Raw genomic sequence first — 19,060 nt, 5'->3', positions numbered from 1 at the left:
CTGAAATTGGCGTCTTAGCCACACTGTTTTTCATCCCGGCTGAATCTGTGCGTCTTCATCAGCGAAGACACAGCCAATCAACATGGGAGTACCGAATGATACAACTTGATCCTTATGCCACCCTGGTCGCAGCCACCCTGGTGCTGCTGCTCGGCCGCTCGCTGGTCAACCGGATCGGCGTGCTACGCACCTTCAGCATCCCCAAACCGGTGGCCGGTGGCCTGGTCGTCGCCCTGGTGCTGGTGCTGTTGCGCGCCAGCATGGACGTGGAACTGCGCTTCGATACCGCATTCCAGACCCCGCTGATGCTGGCCTTCTTCGCCTCCATCGGCCTCTCCGCCGATCTCGCCAACCTCAAGCGGGGCGGCAAGGCGGTGTTCACCTTCCTGCTGGTAGTGACCGGCCTGCTGATGATGCAGAACATCCTGGGGATTGGCCTGGCCACCCTGCTCGGGCTGGATCCGCTGATGGGGCTGCTGGCCGGCTCCATCACCCTCTCTGGTGGCCACGGCACCGGGGCGGCCTGGGGCGCCATCTTCAGCGAGAAGTACGGTCTGCAATCGGCGACCGAACTCGCCATGGCCTGCGCCACCTTCGGTCTGGTGCTGGGTGGCCTGATCGGCGGCCCGGTCGCCCGCTACCTGGTGAAGAAGGTGCAGGTGCCCGGTGAGGAGCACAACAGGGACGAAGCCCCCCAGGGCTTCGAGATGCCCGAAATAGAGCGCCCAATCACCACCTACAGCCTGATCGAGACGGTGACGCTGATCGCCATCTGCCTGAAGGGCGGCGAGTTGATCTCCCTCTACCTCAAGGGCGGCGCCCTCGAGCTGCCGGTCTTCGTCTGCGTGCTGTTCACCGGCGTCTTGCTGCGCAACCTGCTCTCCCTGCTGAAATGGCACGAGGTGAGCGATCGGGAAGTCTCCTTGCTCGGCAACGTCAGCCTGTCGCTGTTCCTGGCAATGGCCCTGATGAGCCTGAAACTGTGGGATCTGGCCAGCCTGGCGCTGCCGATCTTCGTCCTGCTGGCCGTCCAGACCGTGGCGATGGCGCTCTATGCCGTCTTCGTCACCTTCAGGGTCATGGGCAGCAACTACGACGCGGCCGTGCTGGCGGCGGGTCACTGCGGCTTCGGCCTCGGTGCCACCCCGACGGCGATTGCCAACATGCAGGCCATCACCCAGCGCTTCGGTCCGTCCCACATGGCGTTCCTGGTGGTGCCCATGGTCGGCGCCTTCTTCATCGACATCATCAATGCCATGGTGATCAAGCTGTTCCTGGCGCTGCCCTTCCTGTAACGCGCCGCGCTAAACCCGATATGAACAGAGCCCACCTTTTGGTGGGCTCTTTGCTTGCTGGCTCCCGCCGGCGCGGCCCTATAGCGGCCGAGCGGGCAACCCATGACGAGCCCCCCCGCGCCAGCGACAGCCAGGGCGCATCCCATCAAGGCATTGGCCGGATGGCGGACAACAAAAAGCCCCGCACCAGAGTGCGGGGCTTTTTACATGAGGCGCCGGAGTGGCTCCGCACCCTGAACCTCCCTTAGAGGATGAAGGTCGAGACCTGCTGGTTCAGGTTGGTGGCACGGCCCTTGAGGCCCTGCGCCTGATCCAGATCCCGCATGGCGGCGGCGGTGATCTCGTCACTCACGTCCTTGATGGCGGTGGTGTTCTGGGTAATCTCGCCGGTCACCTGGGTCTGCTCCTCGGCGGCGGTGGCGATCTGACCCGCCATGTCGGAGATGAGCGAGACCGCCTGGGTGATCTCCTCCAGCGCGGCGGCGGCGGCATCGGCGTCCTTCACGCTGTTGTCCGCCAGCCCCTGGCTGGTCTGCATCAGGCTGACCGCACGGGCCGTGGTCTGCTGCAGCGTCTCTATGGTCGACTGGATCTCCTGGGTGGAGTCCTGGGTGCGGCGCGACAGCACCCGCACCTCGTCCGCCACCACGGCGAAGCCACGGCCCTGCTCGCCGGCACGGGCCGCCTCGATGGCCGCGTTCAGCGCCAGCAGGTTGGTCTGCTCGGCGATGCCCTGGATGGTGGAGAGGATGCCGGAGATGGCCTGGGCATGGCGGCTCAGCTCGCCGATCACCCCGGTCGCCTGCCCCACCTCCTCGGCCAGGCTGTTGATGGACTGACGGGTCTGGTTGACCAACATCTTGCCCTGCTCGCTGCTCTGGGCGGATTGCTGGGCGGCGGCGGCGGTGTTCTCGGCGTTGCCGGCAATCTCCATGGTGGCGCTCGCCATCTCGGTCACCGCGGTGGCGACCATGGTCACCTCCTGCTGTTGACGCTGCAGCTCTTCCACCGCGGCCTGGTTGGTCACCAGGCTGCGCTCGGCATCCGCGTTCAGCTCGTTGGCGAGCTGGCGGATGTTGCCGATCAGCTGATGCTGGCTGCCGACGAAGCGGTTGAAGCTGTTGGCCAGCTGGCCCACCTCGTCGTTGGCGTCGATCTTGATGCGCTGGGTCAGATCGCCGTTACCGTCGGCGATGCGGGCCAGGGCCTGGGAGACCTTGCCGAGCGGGCCCAGCAGCAGGCTGACCAGCCAGGAGATGGCGAGGATGCTACCCACCAGCACCAGCAGGGCCAGGCCGAGCTGGGTCATCAGCAGGGAGGAGAGCGGCGCCTCCAGGGTGGCCTTGTCCAGCACCAGCACCAACTCCCAGTCGGTGTCCGGGATATCCATGGCCCACAGCAGCTTGTCGCGGCCCTCGTTGTCAAAATAGGCGGGCACCAGGCTGGCGCTGCTCTTGCTCTGCTCGATCAGGGCGTTGGAGAGATCGTTGTCGATCTCGGTGGCCGGCTTCATCGCCTTGGCCGCGTCCTTGTACGCGATGACGGTGCCGTCCTTGTGCATCATGATGGCGATGCCGTCGGCGGGCAGCTTCATCTTGGTGACGTCTTCCACCAGGGAGGCGATGGAGAGATCGCCGCCGACCACCCCGCCCTGCGCCGGCTGGGCCAGGGTCACCACCATGATGTTGTAGGCCACGTCCAGATAGGGCTTGGTCACTATCATGCCGCCCTTGCCCATGGCCTCCTGATACCAGCCGCGGGAGCGGGGATCGTAACCGTCACGGTTGATGGAGGGATCCGAGTCGTTCATCTTGCCACTGCCCTCACCGAAATAGGTGAGCTGGAAGCGGCCGGAGACCTGCGCCTGTTGCAGCGCGTTGAGGGGCTCGGGGCTGGCCTTGTTGCCCAGCGCCTGGATGACATCGCGACGGGCGGAGAGCCAGTCGCTGATCCGCTCGGCCTGCTGGCTGCCGAGCCGTTGTACCTGCTCCTGACTGCCTTGCAGCAGCAGTGACTTCTGACTGGTATAGCTCTGCCAGGAGAGCAGCAGGATCACCAGCGACAGGGCGATCACCACAGACAACAGTATCTTCTGCTTGAGTGATAGGTTTTTCATCGTGTTTTCTTCTTGTGAGTCAGGAACAGGATTACCAGGACGGCGCATAGCACCATGTATTGTTAGCGGCCAATCCGGTCGAAACTGAAGCTGAGAATGTGGTAACAGGCGATATTTTCCGCTGATGCGGAGCAAATGAGCGCGGAAATCGGCCTCCAAAGCCGGTCAGGGGCAGCCAACCCTGTCTATTCCTTCCGCAATTGGCTAGAATATCCCGTTTTTAAATCACATCGACCCCGAGAGTTTTCACGATGTTTGAAGTCAATCCTGTATTAAACAAGCTTAAGGAGCTGTCTGAGAGGACCGAGCTGCTTAGGGGGTACCTTTGACTATGACGCCAAGAAAGAGCGTCTAGAAGAGGTCAATGCCGAGCTGGAACAGCCGGATGTCTGGAATGAGCCAGAGCGCGCACAGGCGCTGGGCAAAGAGCGCGTGTCGCTGGACAACGTGGTCAACACCATAGACGTCTTGACACAAGGTGCTGAGGACGTCGAGATGCTGGTCAGCCTGGCGGTCGAAGGTGAGGACGAAGAGACCTTCAACGAAGCCGTGGCCGAAGCCGATCAGCTGGAAGCCAAGCTGGTTGATCTCGAGTTCCGCCGCATGTTCTCCGGCCAGCACGATGGCTCCGACTGCTACATCGACATCCAGTCTGGTTCCGGTGGCACCGAGGCCCAGGACTGGGCCAACATGGTGCTGCGCATGTACCTGCGCTGGGGTGATGCCCACGGCTACAAGCCGGAGCTGATCGAGCTGTCTGACGGCGACGTGGCCGGTATCAAGTCCGCCACCGTCAAGTTCACCGGCGAGTATGCGTTCGGCTGGCTGCGCACCGAGACCGGCGTGCACCGCCTGGTCCGTAAATCACCGTTTGACTCGGGTGGCCGTCGTCATACCTCGTTCTGCTCGGTGTTCGTCTACCCCGAGATCGACGACGACATCGAGATCGACATCAACCCGGCCGATCTGCGCATCGACGTCTACCGTGCCTCCGGCGCCGGTGGTCAGCACGTCAACCGGACCGAGTCCGCGGTGCGTATCACCCACATCCCGACCGGGGTGGTGGTGCAGTGCCAGAACGACCGTTCCCAGCACAAGAACAAAGATCAGTGTATGAAGCAGCTGAAGGCCAAGCTCTACGAGCTGGAAATTCAGAAGCAGAACGCTGAGAAGCAAGCCCTCGAAGAGACCAAGTCCGATATCGGCTGGGGCAGTCAGATCCGCTCTTACGTGCTCGATGATGCCCGTATCAAGGATCTGCGCACCGGCGTCGAGACCCGTAATACCCAATCGGTACTCGACGGCGACTTGGACAAGTTTATCGAAGCCAGCCTGAAATCAGGCCTGTAAACAGAGCAGCAGGAATCACCATGTCTGAACAAACCACCACTCCGGCAGTCGAGAATCAGCTCGAACTGAACAACGAGATGACCGAGCGTCGCTCCAAGCTGGCCGCCCTGCGCGCCCAGGGCAATCCCTTCCCCAACGACTTCCGTCGTGACAGCCTGTCCGGCGATCTGCACGCCGAGTTTGGCGACAAGAGCGCCGACGAGCTGACGGCCTTGGGTAAACGGGTGAAGATTGCCGGTCGTATCATGACCCGCCGGATCATGGGTAAGGCTTCCTTCGCGACCCTGCAGGACATGGCTGGCAAGATCCAGATCTACGTGACCCGTGACGATCTGCCGGAAGGCTTCTACAACGAGCAGTTCAAGAAGTGGGATCTGGGCGACATCGTCGGCGTGGAAGGGACCCTGTTCCGCACCAACACCGGCGAGCTCTCCGTCCACGTCTCCACCATCCGTCTGCTGACCAAGGCGCTGCGCCCGCTGCCCGAGAAGCACAAGGGCCTGACCGATCAGGAAGCGCGCTGCCGTCAGCGTTACCTGGATCTGATCGCCAACGAAGAGTCCCGCAAGACCTTCATGATCCGCACCCAGGTGGTCTCCGGCATCCGCAAGTTCTTCAACGAGAAGCGCTTCATGGAAGTGGAAACCCCCATGATGCAGGTCATCCCGGGTGGTGCCTCCGCGCGTCCGTTCGTCACTCACCACAATGCGCTGGACATCGACATGTACCTGCGTATCGCTCCCGAGCTCTATCTGAAGCGGCTGGTGGTCGGTGGCTTCGAGCGCGTCTACGAGATCAACCGCAACTTCCGTAACGAAGGCATCTCGGTGCGTCACAACCCCGAGTTCACCATGATCGAGTTCTACATGGCCTATGCCGATTACATCGATCTGATGGACCTGACCGAGGAGCTGCTGCGCACCCTGGCCCAGGACATCCTGGGTGACACCAAGATCCATTACGCGAAAGAGGGCGAAGAGGGCCTGACCATCGACTTCGGTCAGCCGTTCCAGCGCCTCACCATGGTGGACTCCATCCTGAAGTACGCCGAGGGCGTGACGCTGGAAGATCTGTCTACCCTGGAGAGCGCCAAGGCCGTCGCCAAGCGTCTGCACATCGATCTGATGAAGGGCTGGGAGCTGGGTCACGTGATCACCGCCATCTTCGAAGAGACGGTGGAACACATGCTGCTGCAACCGACCTTCATCACCGAGTACCCGGCCGCCGTCTCCCCGCTGGCCCGTCGCAACGACCAGAACCCGGACGTAACCGACCGTTTCGAGTTCTTCATCGGTGGCCGCGAGCTGGCCAACGGCTTCTCCGAGCTGAACGATGCGGAAGATCAGGCCAAGCGCTTCCAGGATCAGGTGAACCAGAAAGAAGCGGGCGATGACGAAGCCATGTTCTACGACGCCGACTTCGTGACCGCGCTGGAACACGGCCTGCCGCCGACCGCCGGTCAGGGCATTGGTATCGACCGTCTGGTGATGCTGTTCACCAACAGCCACACCATCCGTGACGTCATCCTGTTCCCAGCCCTGCGCCCACAACAGAAATAAGCCATCGCCTCAGGCCTGGCCTGAATGCTCGATAGCACTAGAAATGCCCCGCACTGCGGGGCGTTTTTTATGGCAAAGAGAAACTGCCGGTGAGCCGGGCAGTGCCGGCTCGGGGCTTATGCGCCGGGTGGCAGCAACCATTCCCCCTGCCACAGGGTCAGCGCCTGACCCGCCATCAGCACCCGCTCCCCCGCCAGGCTGAGCCTCAGCTCCCCCTCCCGGGCGGAGATCTGGCGCGCCCGCAGTTGCGTCTTGCCGAGGCGCTCGGCCCAGAACGGCACCAGGGCGCAGTGGTTGGAGCCGGTGACCGGATCCTCCTCCACCCCGACCCAGGGGGCGAAGTAGCGGGAGACGAAGTCATCGTCCCCACGGCTGGACGGCGCCGTCACCATCAGGCCGCGACCGGGCAGCGCGCGCAGGGCGTGGAAATCCGGCTTGAGCGCCCTCACCTCCTCCTCACTCCCCAGCTCCAGCAGGAACTTGGCGCCGGCCGCCAGGGTTTGCAGCGGCCGGCAACCGAGCGCTGCGGCGTAGGCCGGATCCAGCGTCAGGGGGGCCAGCGGGATACGCGGGAAGTCGAGCCGGATCCACTCCCCCTCACGGCAAGCCTGCAGCTCGCCGCTGCGGGTCTCGAAGCGCAGGGTCTGCGCACGGGCCACCGCCCCTGCCTGCCACAGCACATGGGCGGCCGCCAGGGTGCCGTGGCCGCACAGATCCACCTCCACCGCCGGGGTGAACCAGCGCAGCCGATAGTGTGCGGGCCCGATGGGGCTGAGGAAGGCGGTCTCCGACAGGTTGAACTCCGCCGCCATGGCCTGCAGCTCGGCATCGGACCGCTCGGGCCCCAGCACCACCACGGCGGGGTTGCCACCGAAGGGGCGCTGGCTGAAGGCATTGACATGAAACAATCTGGTCATCGACATCTATCCTGTGTGGCTGACGGAAGGACTCATCACTGCGCTTTTATAACACGGGTCAAGGGCGGCTTGAGCCGGATCCTGACTTTATAAATTCACAAATCGCATAAAGAAGACATTTTTATTCTTTGTTGTTATCCATCGCGCCCCTTAACCTGACCAAAAATCAGACCATGGAAGACGTGTGTGATGCAACTTACGGATATCTCTCCCCTCTCTGGCGACCAGCAACGCCAGCTGAACCAGGTCCTCGCGACCCTCAACACCCAGCAACTGGCCTGGGTGAGCGGCTATCTCTATGGCCTCTCCCAGTCCGGCAGCCAGCCGGTCACCGGCGCCGCGGCCAGCCCGGCGGCGGGTGGCAGCCTGACCATCCTCTACGGCTCCCAGACCGGCAACGCCAAGGGCGTGGCGAGCGTCATCCAGCAACAGGCACAGGCCCTAGGCCTGCCCGTCACCCTGATCTCCATGGCCGACTACAAACCCAAGCAGCTCAAGAAAGAGAGCCACCTGCTGGTGGTAGTGAGCACTTACGGGGAGGGGGAGCCGCCGGAGAGCGCGGTGGATCTGTTCGAGCAGCTCAAGAAGGGCAAGATAGGCAAGCTGGAGGGGCTCAAGTTCGCCGTGCTGGGGCTGGGCGACAGCTCCTACGAATTCTTCTGCCAGACCGGCAAAGACTTCGACGACTTCCTGGCAAAGGCAGGGGCCGAACGTATTTATGAGCTCGCGAGCCTGGACGTGGACTACCAGGAGGCCGCCAAGGCCTGGGGCGAGCAGGCGGTCAAGGTCATCGCCGCCACGCTTGCTGCGAGCGGATCTGCCGGTGCGGCGACAGCCAGCGTGACCGGTGCGGTACAGGCGGCGGTCGGCCACAGCCAGTATCACAAGGAGAATCCCTTCCCGGCCCGGTTGTCGGTCAATCAGAAGATCACCGGCCGCGATTCCACCAAGGACATCCGCCATATCGAGATCAACCTTGAGGAATCCGGCATCCAGTATCAACCCGGCGACGCCCTCGGCATCTGGTTCGACAACGATGCCAGTCTGGTGGGCGAGGTGCTGGCCCTGACCGAGCTGCGCGGTGATGAAGTCACCTCCAAGGGCCCCCTGCGCGAAGCCCTGACCCGTCATTTCGAGCTGACCCGGCTGCACGGCGGCTTCATCACCGGCCTGGCCGACATCTCTGGCAACGCCGCCCTGAAAGACCTGGCGGGGGACAAGGCCCAGGTCAATGCCCTGGTCGCCGCGGCCCAGGTGGTGGATGTGCTCAAACGCTTCCCCGCCAAGCTTAACGCCGAACAACTCGTCGCGCTGCTGCGTCCGCTCACCCCACGCCTCTACTCCATCGCCTCCGCCCAGAGCGAGGTGGAAGAGGAGGTGCACCTGACCGTGGGCGTGGTACGCCATCCCCAGGCCGATGGCACCCTGCGCAGCGGCGGCGCCTCCTCCTATCTGGCGGACAGGTTGCCGGAAGAGGCCGAGGTGCGGGTATTCGTGGAGCACAACGACAACTTCCGCCTGCCGACGAGCCCGGATACCCCCGTCATCATGGTGGGCCCCGGCACCGGCATAGCGCCGTTTCGCGCCTTCCTGCAGGAGCGGGAAACCACAGGGGCAGAGGGCAAGAACTGGCTGTTCTTCGGCAACCCCCACTTCACCCAGGACTTCCTCTATCAAGTGGAGTGGCAGCGCTATGTGAAATCCGGCCTGCTGTCGAAAATTTCCCTGGCCTTCAGCCGGGATCAGGGCCACAAGATCTATGTGCAGGACAAGTTGCGCGAGCAGGGGGCCGAGCTGTTCCAGTGGCTGGAAGCCGGTGCCCACTTCTACGTCTGTGGCGATGCCAACCACATGGCGAAGGATGTGCAGCAGGCCCTGCTGGAGGTGATTGCCGAACATGGTCACAAGAGCCATGAGGAAGCAGAAGAGTATCTGAGCGAATTGCGTCGTGCCAAACGTTATCAAAGGGATGTCTATTGATGAGCAAGCAAACAATCTCGAAGCAAGAAGCAGGACCGGTTGAAGGGCCACTGTCCGACAACGAGCGCCTCAAGCGTGAGAGCAACTTCCTGCGCGGCACCATAGAGAAGGATCTTCAGGACCCGCTCACCGGTGGCTTCAACGGCGACAATTTCCAGCTGATCCGCTTCCACGGCATGTACCAGCAGGATGACCGCGACATCCGCGCCGAGCGCACCGCCCAGAAGCTGGAGCCGCTGCACAACGTCATGCTGCGGGCCCGCCTGCCGGGCGGCATCATCACCCCGGCCCAGTGGCAGGTGATCGACAAGTTCGCCGAGGATCACAGCCTGTACGGCAGCATCCGCCTCACCACCCGCCAGACCTTCCAGTTCCACGGGGTGCTCAAGCGCGACATCAAGCTGATGCACCAGACCCTCAACGGCACCGGTATCGACTCTATCGCCACCGCCGGTGACGTGAACCGCAACGTGCTCTGCACCAGCAACCCGGTAGAGTCCGAGTTGCACCAGGAGGCCTACGAGTGGGCCAAGAAGATCTCCGAGCACCTGCTGCCCAAGACCCGCGCCTACGTGGAGATCTGGCTGGACGGGGAGAAGCTCGGCGAGGATGAGGAGCCGATCCTGGGCTCCAACTACCTGCCGCGCAAGTTCAAGACCACTGTGGTGATCCCGCCCCACAACGACGTGGACATCCACGCCAACGATCTCAACTTCGTGGCCATCAGCGATCACGGCAAGCTGGTGGGCTTCAACGTGCTGGTGGGCGGCGGTCTGGCCATGACCCACGGTGACACCAGCACCTACCCGCGCAAGGCGAGCGACTTCGGCTTCATCCCGCTCTCCCATGTGCTGGAGGTGGCCGCCGCCGTGGTCAGCACTCAGCGCGACTGGGGCAACAGGGTCAGCCGCAAGAACGCCAAGACCAAGTACACCCTCGAGCGAGTGGGGGTGGCGGCGTTCAAGGCCGAGGTGGAGCGCCGCGCCGGCATCCCGTTCGGACCGGTGCGCCCCTATGAATTCACCAGCCGTGGCGATCGCTTCGGTTGGGTCGAGGGGATAGACGGCAAGCATCACCTCACGCTGTTCATCGAGAACGGCCGCCTGCTGGACTTCCCGGGCAAGCCGCTCAAGACCGGCATGCTGGAGATCGCCCGCGTCCATCAGGGGGATTTCCGCCTGACCGCGAACCAGAACCTGATCATCGCCGGCGTCCCCGCCGGCGAGAAGGCGCGCATCGAAGCCCTGGCGCGCCAGTATGGCCTGCTGGACGACGGCGTGAGCGAGCAGCGCAAGCAGTCCATGGCCTGCGTGGCCCTGCCCACCTGCCCGCTGGCGATGGCGGAAGCCGAGCGCATGCTGCCGGCCTTCGTCAGCGACATTGAAGGCCTGCTGACCAAGCACGGGCTGGCGGATGACGCCATCATCTTCCGGGTCACCGGCTGCCCCAACGGCTGCGGCCGCGCCATGCTGGCGGAGGTGGGACTGGTGGGCAAGGCCCCTGGTCGCTACAACCTGCACCTTGGCGGCAACCTGGAGGGGACCCGCATCCCGCGCCTCTATCAGGAGAACATCACAGAGCCGCAGATCCTGGCCGAGCTGGACGCCCTCATCGGCCGCTGGGCCAAGGAGCGCCAGGGCGCCGAGTGCTTCGGCGACTTCGTGATCCGCACCAAGGTGGTGGCCCCCGTCATCGATTCAGCGAGAGACTTCTATGCCGCTTGATCTGCAATCCCTCCTCGGCCTGAGCCGGGAGGAGCAAACCGAGGCGCTGGCTCCCCTCAACCGGGAGCTGGATGCCATGAGCGCCCCCGAGCGAGTGCGCTGGGCGCTGGCCAAGCTGCCGGGAGAACATGTGCTGTCGTCCAGCTTCGGCATCCAGGCGGCGCTGATGCTGCACCTGGTGAGCCGCGAGCGGGCCGAGGTGCCTGTGGTGCTGACCGATACCGGCTACCTGTTTCCGGAGACCTACCGCTTCATCGACGAGCTGACCGAGCGCCTCGCCTTGAATCTCAAGGTCTATCGGGCCGAGCTGTCACCGGCCTGGCAGGAGGCCCGCTTCGGCCTGCTGTGGGAGCAGGGGGTCGAGGGGATCACCCGCTACAACCAGCTCAACAAGGTGGAGCCCATGGACAGGGCCCTGCGGGAGCTCGGCGCCCAGACCTGGTTCTCCGGCCTGCGCCGGGAGCAATCGGGCAGCCGTGGCAAGCTGCCGGTGCTGGCCATTGCCCGCGGCCGCTTCAAGTTCCTGCCGGTCATCGACTGGAGCAACAAGGACGTCTTCTACTACTTCAAGGAGTTCGAGCTGCCCTATCACCCGCTGTGGGAACAGGGCTATCTCTCGGTCGGCGACGTGCACACCACCACCAAGTGGGAGCCGGGCATGAGCGAGGAGCAGACCCGCTTCTTCGGCCTCAAGCGCGAATGTGGCCTGCACGAGGAGAAGGGCGAGCATGACGGCTCCGGTATCTGATCCGCCGGTTGATAGGCTGCTTTGACCATAAAAAACGCCCGGCAACTGCCGGGCGTTTTGTTTGCTGTTTCGCTTGCTGAAACCAGCGGGGTTCGGAGCGAGCTTCCTTGCCCGCCGGCTCGGCCTACTGCGCGGCGGCGCGGGCCTGGGTCAGCCAGTCGTCGACCAGGGCCTGGTGCCCCTTGAGCCAGGCATCCGCATGACGCTCCACATCCGCCGGCTTGTTCTGCCCCTTGTTCATCAGCCCGTTCTGGATGTTGATGTCGTTGAGGGGCAGCTTGACGATGCTGAACAGCTTGGCGGCCGCCGGGTTCGCATCGGTGAAGGCCTTGTTGGCGACTATGTGCATGGTGTTGACGGCAAAGCCGTAGTTCTTGCCATTCGGCAAGCGGGTCTGGTCCGCACCCCTTGCATCGGCCGGCACCTCCAGCCACACCACGTCCCGCCCCGGCACCAGCTCGCTGCTGAGCCAGTAAGGGGTCCAGGTGTAATAGAGCACCGGCTTGCCGCTCTGGTAGCGGGCCAGGGTGTCGGCGACCAGGGCCGCGTAGTTGCCCTGCTTGTGGCTGACGGTCGGGGTCAGACCGAACTCGTCGAGATGCTGGTTGATCGCCCCTTCGCAGCCCCAGCCCGGGTTGCAGCCCACCAGATCCGCCTTGCCGTCACCGTCGCCGTCAAACAGCGCCGCCAGCTTGGGATCCTTGAGCTGACCCAGGTTGGTGATGCCGTATTGGGTCGCGGTCTGCTTGTCGATGAGATAGCCCTGGGCGGCGCCGGCCACATAGGTGCCCTGGCGGAAGAACACCTTGTCACCCCCCGCCTGCTCGTACTTGTTGTCCTGCAACGGGATCCAGTTGAAGGCCAGGAAGGTGCCATCCCCCTGCGCCACCGAGGCATAGGCCACGTTGTAGTCCACCTCCTGCGCGGGTCGCACCTCATAACCCAGCCGCGTCATCAGCTTGCTGACCAGCAGGCTCTGGAACGCCTCTTCCGGCAAGGAGCTCTGCAGGGGCTGCACCTTGACGCCCTCCCCCGGCAGCTCGGTGCTGGCCATGGCGACCGTGCTCAGCAACAGGGTGCCCAGGGTCAGGCTCTTGGTGATGCGTCTCATGAGGTTACTCCTTTGCAATGAATGGATTTGCTGCGACCGCACAGGCGCAGCAGCAGCGCCAGGGGGCCACGCTGATACCAGCGGCCGACCCGGCTGCGATCCGGCTGCCCCATCGCCTGGGTCAGGCGGTCGAGGACGATGGCCAGCAGCACTATGCCGAGGCCGCCGATGGAGGCGAGCCCCATGTCGAGGCGGCCTATGCCACGCAGCACCATCTGGCCCAGGCCGCCGACCGCGATCATGGAGGCGATCACCACCATGGAGAGCGCCAGCATCAGGGTCTGGTTGACCCCGGCCATGATGGTGGGCATGGCGAGCGGCAGCTGCACCTTGAACAGCAGCTGGGAGGGGCTGGCACCGAACGAGTGGGCCGCCTCCACCAGATCGGCGGGCACCTGCCGGATCCCCAGCATGGTCAGCCGGATCATGGGCGGCAGGGCGAAGATGACGGTCACCACCACCCCGGGCACGTTGCCGATGCCAAACAGCATGACGATGGGGATGAGGTAGACGAAGGCCGGGGTGGTCTGCATGGCATCCAGCAGCGGCCGGGTCCAGGTGGAGAGCCGCTCGCTGCGGGCCAGCAGTATGCCGACCGGCAGCCCGATCAGCACGCAGAAGAACAGCGAGGTCAGCACCAGCGACAGGGTCACCATGGCATCGGACCAGGCACCGATAAGGCCAATCATCACCAGAGAAACAAGCGTGCCGAGTGCCATGCGGCCGTTGACCAGCTGCCAGGCGATCAGGGTCAGCAGGCCTATCATCAGGGCGGAGGGCACCGTCTGCAGCAGGTGGGTCATGGCGTTGAGGGTCAGTTCCACCGGTGCCCGCACCAGCTGGAACACCGGCCGCAGGTTCTCCACCAGCCAGCCGATGCCGCTCTCGACCCAGCGGTCCAGCGGTACCAAGGCCTGCTGGAAGGGATCCAGCCAGTCGATGGACGCCCCGGTATCCGCCGTGGCGATCTGATTCTGCCAGTCGGCGGCCTGGGTTTCGGTGCTGCCCCAGGGATCGCTGGTGGCGGTGGTGGCCGTGGCGCCCCAGGGATCGGCCTGCGCCTCGTCGGCCCAGGCCGGGCCGCTCGCCAATAACAGCAGTGCCAGCAAGCCGGCCAGCAGACGGTGAGGAATCAAATTCATAGCGGGGTACTCCTGTCCAGGGTGTTCAGCAGGTTGGCCTTGGAGATGAGCCCAAGGTAGGTGCCATCTAGCTCGACCACGGGCACCTGACAGGGTGCGGCGGCCACCTGGCTGATGAGCTCGTTGAGGGAGGTGTCGGCCAGGATGGGCTGGATGTCCGCCAGCAGCGCCTGCTCCAGGCTCCCCCTGTCACGCACCGCCTGGCTCAGCGACTCGACCGAGACGACCCCGATGAAGTGGCGGCTGCGATCCACCACGTAGCCGTACTCCCGCTCCAGCTCCTTGAGCTGGCGCAGGGCGTTGCCCGGCCCGTCGGTGGTGTGTTTCTTGATGAGCGGCGTCTGCTTGCGACTGGCCACATCCCGGGCGCTGAACACGTTGGCGAGATCCACCCCGCGAAAGAAGGCGCGCACATAGTCGTTGGCGGGTTGGTTCAGGATCTCGTCCGGGGTGCCGACCTGCACCACCTGGCCATCCTGCATGATGGCGATGCGATCGCCGATGCGCATCGCCTCGTCCAGATCGTGGGAGATGAAGACGATGGTGCGCTGCTGGCTGGCCTGCAGCTTGAGCAGCTCGTCCTGCATCTCGGTGCGGATCAGCGGATCCAGCGCGGAGAAGGCCTCGTCCATCAGCAGGATGTCGGGGTCATTGGCCAGCGCCCTGGCCAGGCCGACCCGCTGCTTCATGCCGCCGGAGAGGGCATCGGGGTAGGCGTCAATCCACTGCCCCAGGCCCACCTGGCGCAGTGCCTGACGGGCACTCTGCTGGCGCTCCGCCAGCGGCACCCCGGCCAGCTCCAGGCCGAAGGCGGTATTTTCCAGCACGCTCAGGTGGGGCATCAGGGCGAAGGATTGAAACACCATGCTGATCTTCTTGCGCCGCACCTGGCGCAGCTCGCTGTCCGAGATGGCGGCTATGTCCTCGCCGTCGATCAGCACCTGACCACGGGTCGGCTCGATGAGGCGGTTGAAGAGGCGCACCAGGGTGGATTTGCCCGAGCCGGACAGGCCCATCACCACGAAGATCTCCCCCTCGTGGATGGCCAGATCGACCCCCTGCACCCCTAGCGTCTGTCCTGTCTTGTGCAGGATGCTGGCGCGGTCGTGGCCTTTTGCCAGCAATTTGAACGCCTTTTCCGGATGTTCTCCGAAGATTTTATAGAGTGATTTGACTTCGAGTTTGACTGTCATACTGTCCTTTTTTCATGGTCGACATCTGGGTGATTAGCCTGCCGAACGCGAACCAATTACTTTCTACACTAAACAATTTACATGAACAACAAAAGAACCATAAGAGTCCCAACAAATTACTTCAGTCATAAACAACTGATTTTTATAACTTATTTACAGCAACAAAAATTCAACAGATGACCGAACAACACCGAAAAAACATGAGATTCTTGCAATAAAAATCCATAACCATTCCATTTAATGAGCAAAATCAAGCGAGTGAGGGTCATGGCGGAGGGCCATTCCCGGGTGGATGGCTGCCTCCCATGAAGGGCCCTTAAATGATTACAATACTAACTATATTTAATCGCTATGAGGGGAACACTCGGAGGGGGTTGGGCAGAGCGAGAACCTATGCCGGGTGCGACGGCCAAGCCGCAAAAAAAAAAGCCCCTCGCAACGGGAGGGGCCTGCTTGGTGCGAGTGGACTAGCGTCGCTGCCAGGTCTCGAAGCTGTAGGGGTGCGGGTTCTTCTCGTCCGCCGGGTGCGCCTCGCGCTCGAGGCACTGCCACTCCCCCTCATCGAAGGCGGGGAAACGTGTGTCCCCCGGGACAGCCAGCTCGATCCGGGTCAGGTAGAGGCGATCCGCCCTCGGCAACAGTTGGGCATAGAGATGGCCACCGCCGATTACCATCAGCTCATCCACCGCCTCGCCGCTCGCCAGCAGCGCCAGCGCGGCCTCGACCGAATCGACCACCTCCACCCCATCGACCCGGTAATCGGGGTTGCGGCTGATCACCAGGTTGCGGCGCCCGGGCAGCGGCCGACCGATGGACTCGAAGGTCTTGCGCCCCATCAGCACCGGCTTGCCGAGCGTGACCCGCTTGAAGTGGGCCAGATCGGCGGGCAGATGCCAGGGCATCTGGTTGTCCAGCCCGATAACGCGATCCTGCGCCATGGCGGCAATCATGGAAATTTGCATGGGTTCAGCCTCTTGCAGCCTGTCTCAGACAATGGGCCGATTACGGTACACGACCAGGGAGGGGATCGCCAAACCGAAACTGAGCGCCCCCACGATAAACAACACCTTGAGGCCATTGGTCACCGCATGATGGATGAGCTCGGTAGTCACCCCCGAGATGTTGAGCTCCACCACGGCGATCATGGTCTTGAACGCATAGCTGCCGGGGATCATGGGGATGATGGAGGCGACGCTGAACACCGGCCGGGGGGCCAGCAGACGCTGCGACCAGTAGACGCAGACAAAGCCGACCGTGGTGGACGCCGCCAGGGTGGCCCACTCGATGGGCATGCCATGATGGATCAGCAGGGTACGCAGGCTGTGGGCCAGGGCACCGCCCATGGCGCAATACTTCAGCATGCGCGGCGGCACGTTGAACAGCATGGCGAAGCCCACCGCCGGGATGGCCGACCAGAACGCATCCCTGGCCAGCAGCAGGAGCAGATCCATCATGGTGTTTCCCCCAGCCGAACCGGCAACTGCTGGCGGCGGATAAGCGCTGCACCTAGGGGGGATGGCCCTGGCTCGCAGGCCCTTTCATTTCGCCTCATATCGAGTCCCACCACAGCTTCCAGCCCCAGATCCCGGTGACCGACATGGCCAGCACTATGCCGATGACGGCACTGACGGTGAGCAAGGTCGCCGTGCCCCAACGGGCCAGCCCCAGATTGAAGTAGCCCTTCACCATGTCGGACACGGCGTTGATGAGCGGGAAGCCCGGCACCAGCAACAGCACGCTGGCCGCCATGGTGAGATAGGGCTGGTCTCCCCACTGGAAGTAGGTGGCGCTGGAGGCGATCAGGGTGGCGACAAACCCGGTCACGGCGAAGTTGATGAGCGGGCTGTGGTGATGGCGGGCCATCAGCTGACGCACCCGCATCGCCACCGCAGCGGCGACGAAGGTCACCAGGAAGATGGGCCAGTCGCCGCCGAACAGCAGGCTGAAGGCCCCACAGGAAAGCCCCACCATGGGCACCACCAGCCAGGGGTGATAGTGGAATGGCACTATGCCATCGAGCCGCTGGCGTACCTCCCGCACCCCGACAAGCTCCTTCTCCGCCAGTATGCAGAGGCGCTGAACCTCGCACACCACCTGCATGTTGATGCCCTGATCCCGCACCCGGCGGGTGGTGGTGACGCAGTTGCCCTGATAGAGGCTGGTCAGCACTATGGCGCTGGCGGAGATGGCCATCTCGACGCTCTCCAGCCCGAGAGCCAACCCGAGCCGGACCGTGGTCTGCTCTATGATGCGCCCCTCGGCCCCATGTTGGGCCAGCAGCTGGCCCACCTTGACGATGATCCGGGTGATCTCTGTCTGTTGTTCCGGTGACAGCACCCTTCTTGGCGTGATACTTCTCATAATCCCTTAGAGTCGTAGCAAGATGAAATGTGCCGAGATACTACCCCAAACGGTATAGTCCTTCACCCATATCTGATGATTTAGCCAGCCCAGATGTTATTTATCCGGCGCCCAGCGCCGCTTGGCAGCAAATAACAAACAAACCACCCAACTAATTAACATCGGGTGGTTTGCCTGCAAGAATATGCGGGGGAATAAAGAGAGCCGGGTGCCAATACTTTATTTATTGCGCCTATGATCCGACAGTTGAATCACATTATTCAGCGGCGGCCGCGCCTCCTCCCGTGCCGATGACTCCTCCTGCAGCTGGCTCATATGACGGCGCATGGCATAGAAAGAGTCGTGCATCATGTTGGCGATCCGGATGCAGCTATCCAGATTATTCCGGGCCAGACGCCGCTGGCAATCGATGCGAAATTGCAGGCCCCGCAGCCGCCGTTGCCGATCCGGCCCCACCTGCGCGATCAGGGCATCTATTTGCTGGTGCAACAGCTCATCGAGCCGCTCCGGCTCGTCGAGGGCCCAGTGTTTCAGAGTATCGAAATCAGGCAGCTCCATATGCCCTCCTGGCCAGAAGCCTCATGTGTGACACTTCCACGACTACGCTCAGCACATAATTTCACTGTCCGTAAGGATGGTTATATAAGATGACGGCGATTCTGGTTCGGCCTGCCCCGTGCCACAGGAGTCCATTTCCCTATCAGTGGGGCGATATGTTGACGCGGCTGAACATTTATTCTTTATGATTCATGTAATTATCGGCATTCGGCCTGCGTCAGTTTTTTTATAAATTTTACATGTTTATATACCCGCCCTTATTCCCTATTCATCGGTGGGGGCGGATCGGTTTTTCGTTCGGCTCTCCATTCTGGCGACCCTCCCTATACCCGCCCCGCTGGTTTAACATATCTATCTGATTATGTTATTTTATTTACCACTTTTTCGAATGAGCAAGGGCAGAGCATGAGCAAGGCAAGAATCGGTATCGTCACCGTCAGCGATCGCGCCAGCGCGGGCATCTACGAAGACCTGTCCGGCAAGGCCATCATAGACACCCTGGGCAGCTACCTGACCTCTGAGTGGGAGCCCGTCTATCGGCTCATCCCGGATGAGCAGGATCAGATTGAGGCGACCCTGATTGCACTCGCGGATGAGGAGCAGTGCTGCCTCATCGTCACCACAGGCGGCACCGGGCCGGCCAAGCGGGATGTCACCCCGGAGGCCACAGAGGCGGTGTGCGATCGCATGATGCCGGGCTTTGGCGAGCTGATGCGGGCCGAGTCCCTCAAGTTCGTGCCCACCGCTATCCTCTCCCGCCAGACCGCCGGCCTGCGCGGCGGCTCACTCATCGTCAACCTGCCGGGCAAACCCAAGTCGATCCGCGAGTGTCTGGACGCTGTCTTCCCCGCCATTCCTTACTGCATCGATCTGATGGACGGCCCCTATCTCGAGTGCGACGAGAGCGTGATCAAGCCATTTCGTCCCAAGAAATGAGCTCTGCTCATCACCCATAAAAAGAGGTGCCCCTGGGCGCCTCTTTTTATTTCCAGCCTGTTGGCCGGCG

At 62.8% G+C, this 19,060-nt stretch carries 16 protein-coding genes; 7 read left to right on the top strand and 9 right to left on the bottom strand.

Annotated features, from left to right (window positions below; genetic code table 11):
* Nucleotides 1–95: 95 nt before the first annotated feature.
* Entirely contained in the window at nt 96–1,295 is a 1,200-nt protein-coding gene (gene gltS / locus AACW18_RS03060; protein ID WP_042651741.1) for a sodium/glutamate symporter, read from the top strand.
* A gap of 244 nt (nt 1,296–1,539) precedes the next feature.
* Here the strand turns inward: gltS and AACW18_RS03055 are convergent, their stop codons facing one another.
* A complete protein-coding gene (locus AACW18_RS03055) occupies nt 1,540–3,411 on the bottom strand; it encodes a methyl-accepting chemotaxis protein (protein ID WP_042651740.1) in 1,872 nt (623 codons plus the stop codon).
* A 251-nt stretch (nt 3,412–3,662) separates the two neighbouring features.
* Here AACW18_RS03055 and prfB point away from each other — a divergent pair.
* Nucleotides 3,663–4,761, top strand: a protein-coding gene (gene prfB, locus AACW18_RS03050; protein ID WP_126623275.1) for a peptide chain release factor 2 whose coding sequence is annotated in 2 segments (ribosomal slippage) — nt 3,663–3,737 and nt 3,739–4,761 — 1,098 coding nt in all. Because the reading frame shifts where the segments join, the coding sequence is not laid out codon by codon here.
* Between the two features lie 20 nt (nt 4,762–4,781).
* Entirely contained in the window at nt 4,782–6,320 is a 1,539-nt protein-coding gene (lysS, locus tag AACW18_RS03045; protein ID WP_033132420.1) for a lysine--tRNA ligase, read from the top strand.
* 116 nt (nt 6,321–6,436) lie between these two features.
* Here the strand turns inward: lysS and AACW18_RS03040 are convergent, their stop codons facing one another.
* Nucleotides 6,437–7,243 carry a PhzF family phenazine biosynthesis protein gene (locus AACW18_RS03040; protein ID WP_218387813.1) on the bottom strand — a complete coding sequence of 269 codons (807 nt, stop codon included), beginning with the start codon at nt 7,241–7,243 and terminating at the stop codon, nt 6,437–6,439.
* A gap of 183 nt (nt 7,244–7,426) precedes the next feature.
* On the opposite strand from AACW18_RS03040, the gene AACW18_RS03035 reads away from it, so the two are divergent.
* The 3 genes from AACW18_RS03035 to AACW18_RS03025 are packed head-to-tail and all read left to right on the top strand — an operon-like array spanning nt 7,427 to nt 11,689.
* Nucleotides 7,427–9,217: an assimilatory sulfite reductase (NADPH) flavoprotein subunit gene (locus tag AACW18_RS03035; protein ID WP_218387812.1), complete on the top strand. Its 1,791-nt coding sequence runs from the start codon at nt 7,427–7,429 to the stop codon at nt 9,215–9,217.
* The gene (gene cysI, locus AACW18_RS03030; protein ID WP_218387811.1) at nt 9,217–10,941 is read left to right on the top strand and encodes an assimilatory sulfite reductase (NADPH) hemoprotein subunit; all 1,725 of its coding nucleotides are present in this window, start codon (nt 9,217–9,219) and stop codon (nt 10,939–10,941) included. The genes AACW18_RS03035 and cysI overlap by 1 nt, the downstream gene beginning before the upstream one ends.
* Nucleotides 10,931–11,689 (top strand): phosphoadenylyl-sulfate reductase, encoded by a 759-nt coding sequence (locus tag AACW18_RS03025; RefSeq protein WP_218387810.1) that lies wholly within the window; start codon nt 10,931–10,933, stop codon nt 11,687–11,689. The genes cysI and AACW18_RS03025 overlap by 11 nt, the downstream gene beginning before the upstream one ends.
* A 124-nt stretch (nt 11,690–11,813) precedes the next feature.
* On the opposite strand, the gene proX is transcribed toward AACW18_RS03025, so the two are convergent.
* The 7 genes from proX to AACW18_RS02990 all read right to left on the bottom strand — a co-directional run bounded on the left by proX (nt 11,814) and on the right by AACW18_RS02990 (nt 18,054).
* Complete coding sequence (gene proX / locus AACW18_RS03020) at nt 11,814–12,800, bottom strand: glycine betaine/L-proline ABC transporter substrate-binding protein ProX (RefSeq protein WP_218387809.1); 987 nt, start codon at nt 12,798–12,800, stop codon at nt 11,814–11,816.
* On the bottom strand, nt 12,797–13,942 hold the full coding sequence (gene proW, locus AACW18_RS03015) for a glycine betaine/L-proline ABC transporter permease ProW (RefSeq protein WP_218387808.1): 1,146 nt from the start codon (nt 13,940–13,942) through the stop codon (nt 12,797–12,799). The genes proX and proW overlap by 4 nt, the downstream gene beginning before the upstream one ends.
* Complete coding sequence (gene proV, locus AACW18_RS03010) at nt 13,939–15,135, bottom strand: glycine betaine/L-proline ABC transporter ATP-binding protein ProV (RefSeq protein WP_218387807.1); 1,197 nt, start codon at nt 15,133–15,135, stop codon at nt 13,939–13,941. The genes proW and proV overlap by 4 nt, the downstream gene beginning before the upstream one ends.
* A 467-nt stretch (nt 15,136–15,602) precedes the next feature.
* Nucleotides 15,603–16,097, bottom strand: a complete 495-nt coding sequence (folA, locus tag AACW18_RS03005; protein WP_218387806.1) for a type 3 dihydrofolate reductase — start codon at nt 16,095–16,097, stop codon at nt 15,603–15,605.
* Between the two features lie 24 nt (nt 16,098–16,121).
* Nucleotides 16,122–16,589, bottom strand: coding sequence for a threonine/serine exporter family protein (locus tag AACW18_RS03000; RefSeq protein WP_218290518.1), 468 nt, complete (start codon nt 16,587–16,589; stop codon nt 16,122–16,124).
* A 94-nt stretch (nt 16,590–16,683) separates the two neighbouring features.
* Nucleotides 16,684–17,496 carry a threonine/serine exporter family protein gene (locus AACW18_RS02995; protein ID WP_218387805.1) on the bottom strand — a complete coding sequence of 271 codons (813 nt, stop codon included), beginning with the start codon at nt 17,494–17,496 and terminating at the stop codon, nt 16,684–16,686.
* A 219-nt stretch (nt 17,497–17,715) separates the two neighbouring features.
* A complete protein-coding gene (locus AACW18_RS02990) occupies nt 17,716–18,054 on the bottom strand; it encodes a DUF3135 domain-containing protein (protein WP_042644227.1) in 339 nt (112 codons plus the stop codon).
* 405 nt (nt 18,055–18,459) lie between these two features.
* Here AACW18_RS02990 and mog point away from each other — a divergent pair, with 405 nt between their 5' ends.
* Nucleotides 18,460–18,990: a molybdopterin adenylyltransferase gene (gene mog, locus AACW18_RS02985; protein WP_042651731.1), complete on the top strand. Its 531-nt coding sequence runs from the start codon at nt 18,460–18,462 to the stop codon at nt 18,988–18,990.
* The last annotated feature ends 70 nt before the right edge of the window (nt 18,991–19,060 follow it).

The organism is Aeromonas sp. sia0103, assembly GCF_963895295.1.
Lineage (GTDB): Bacteria > Pseudomonadota > Gammaproteobacteria > Enterobacterales > Aeromonadaceae > Aeromonas > Aeromonas encheleia.
Note: the sequence above shows the minus strand (reverse complement) of the source record. Positions and strands in the feature narration are given on the sequence as shown.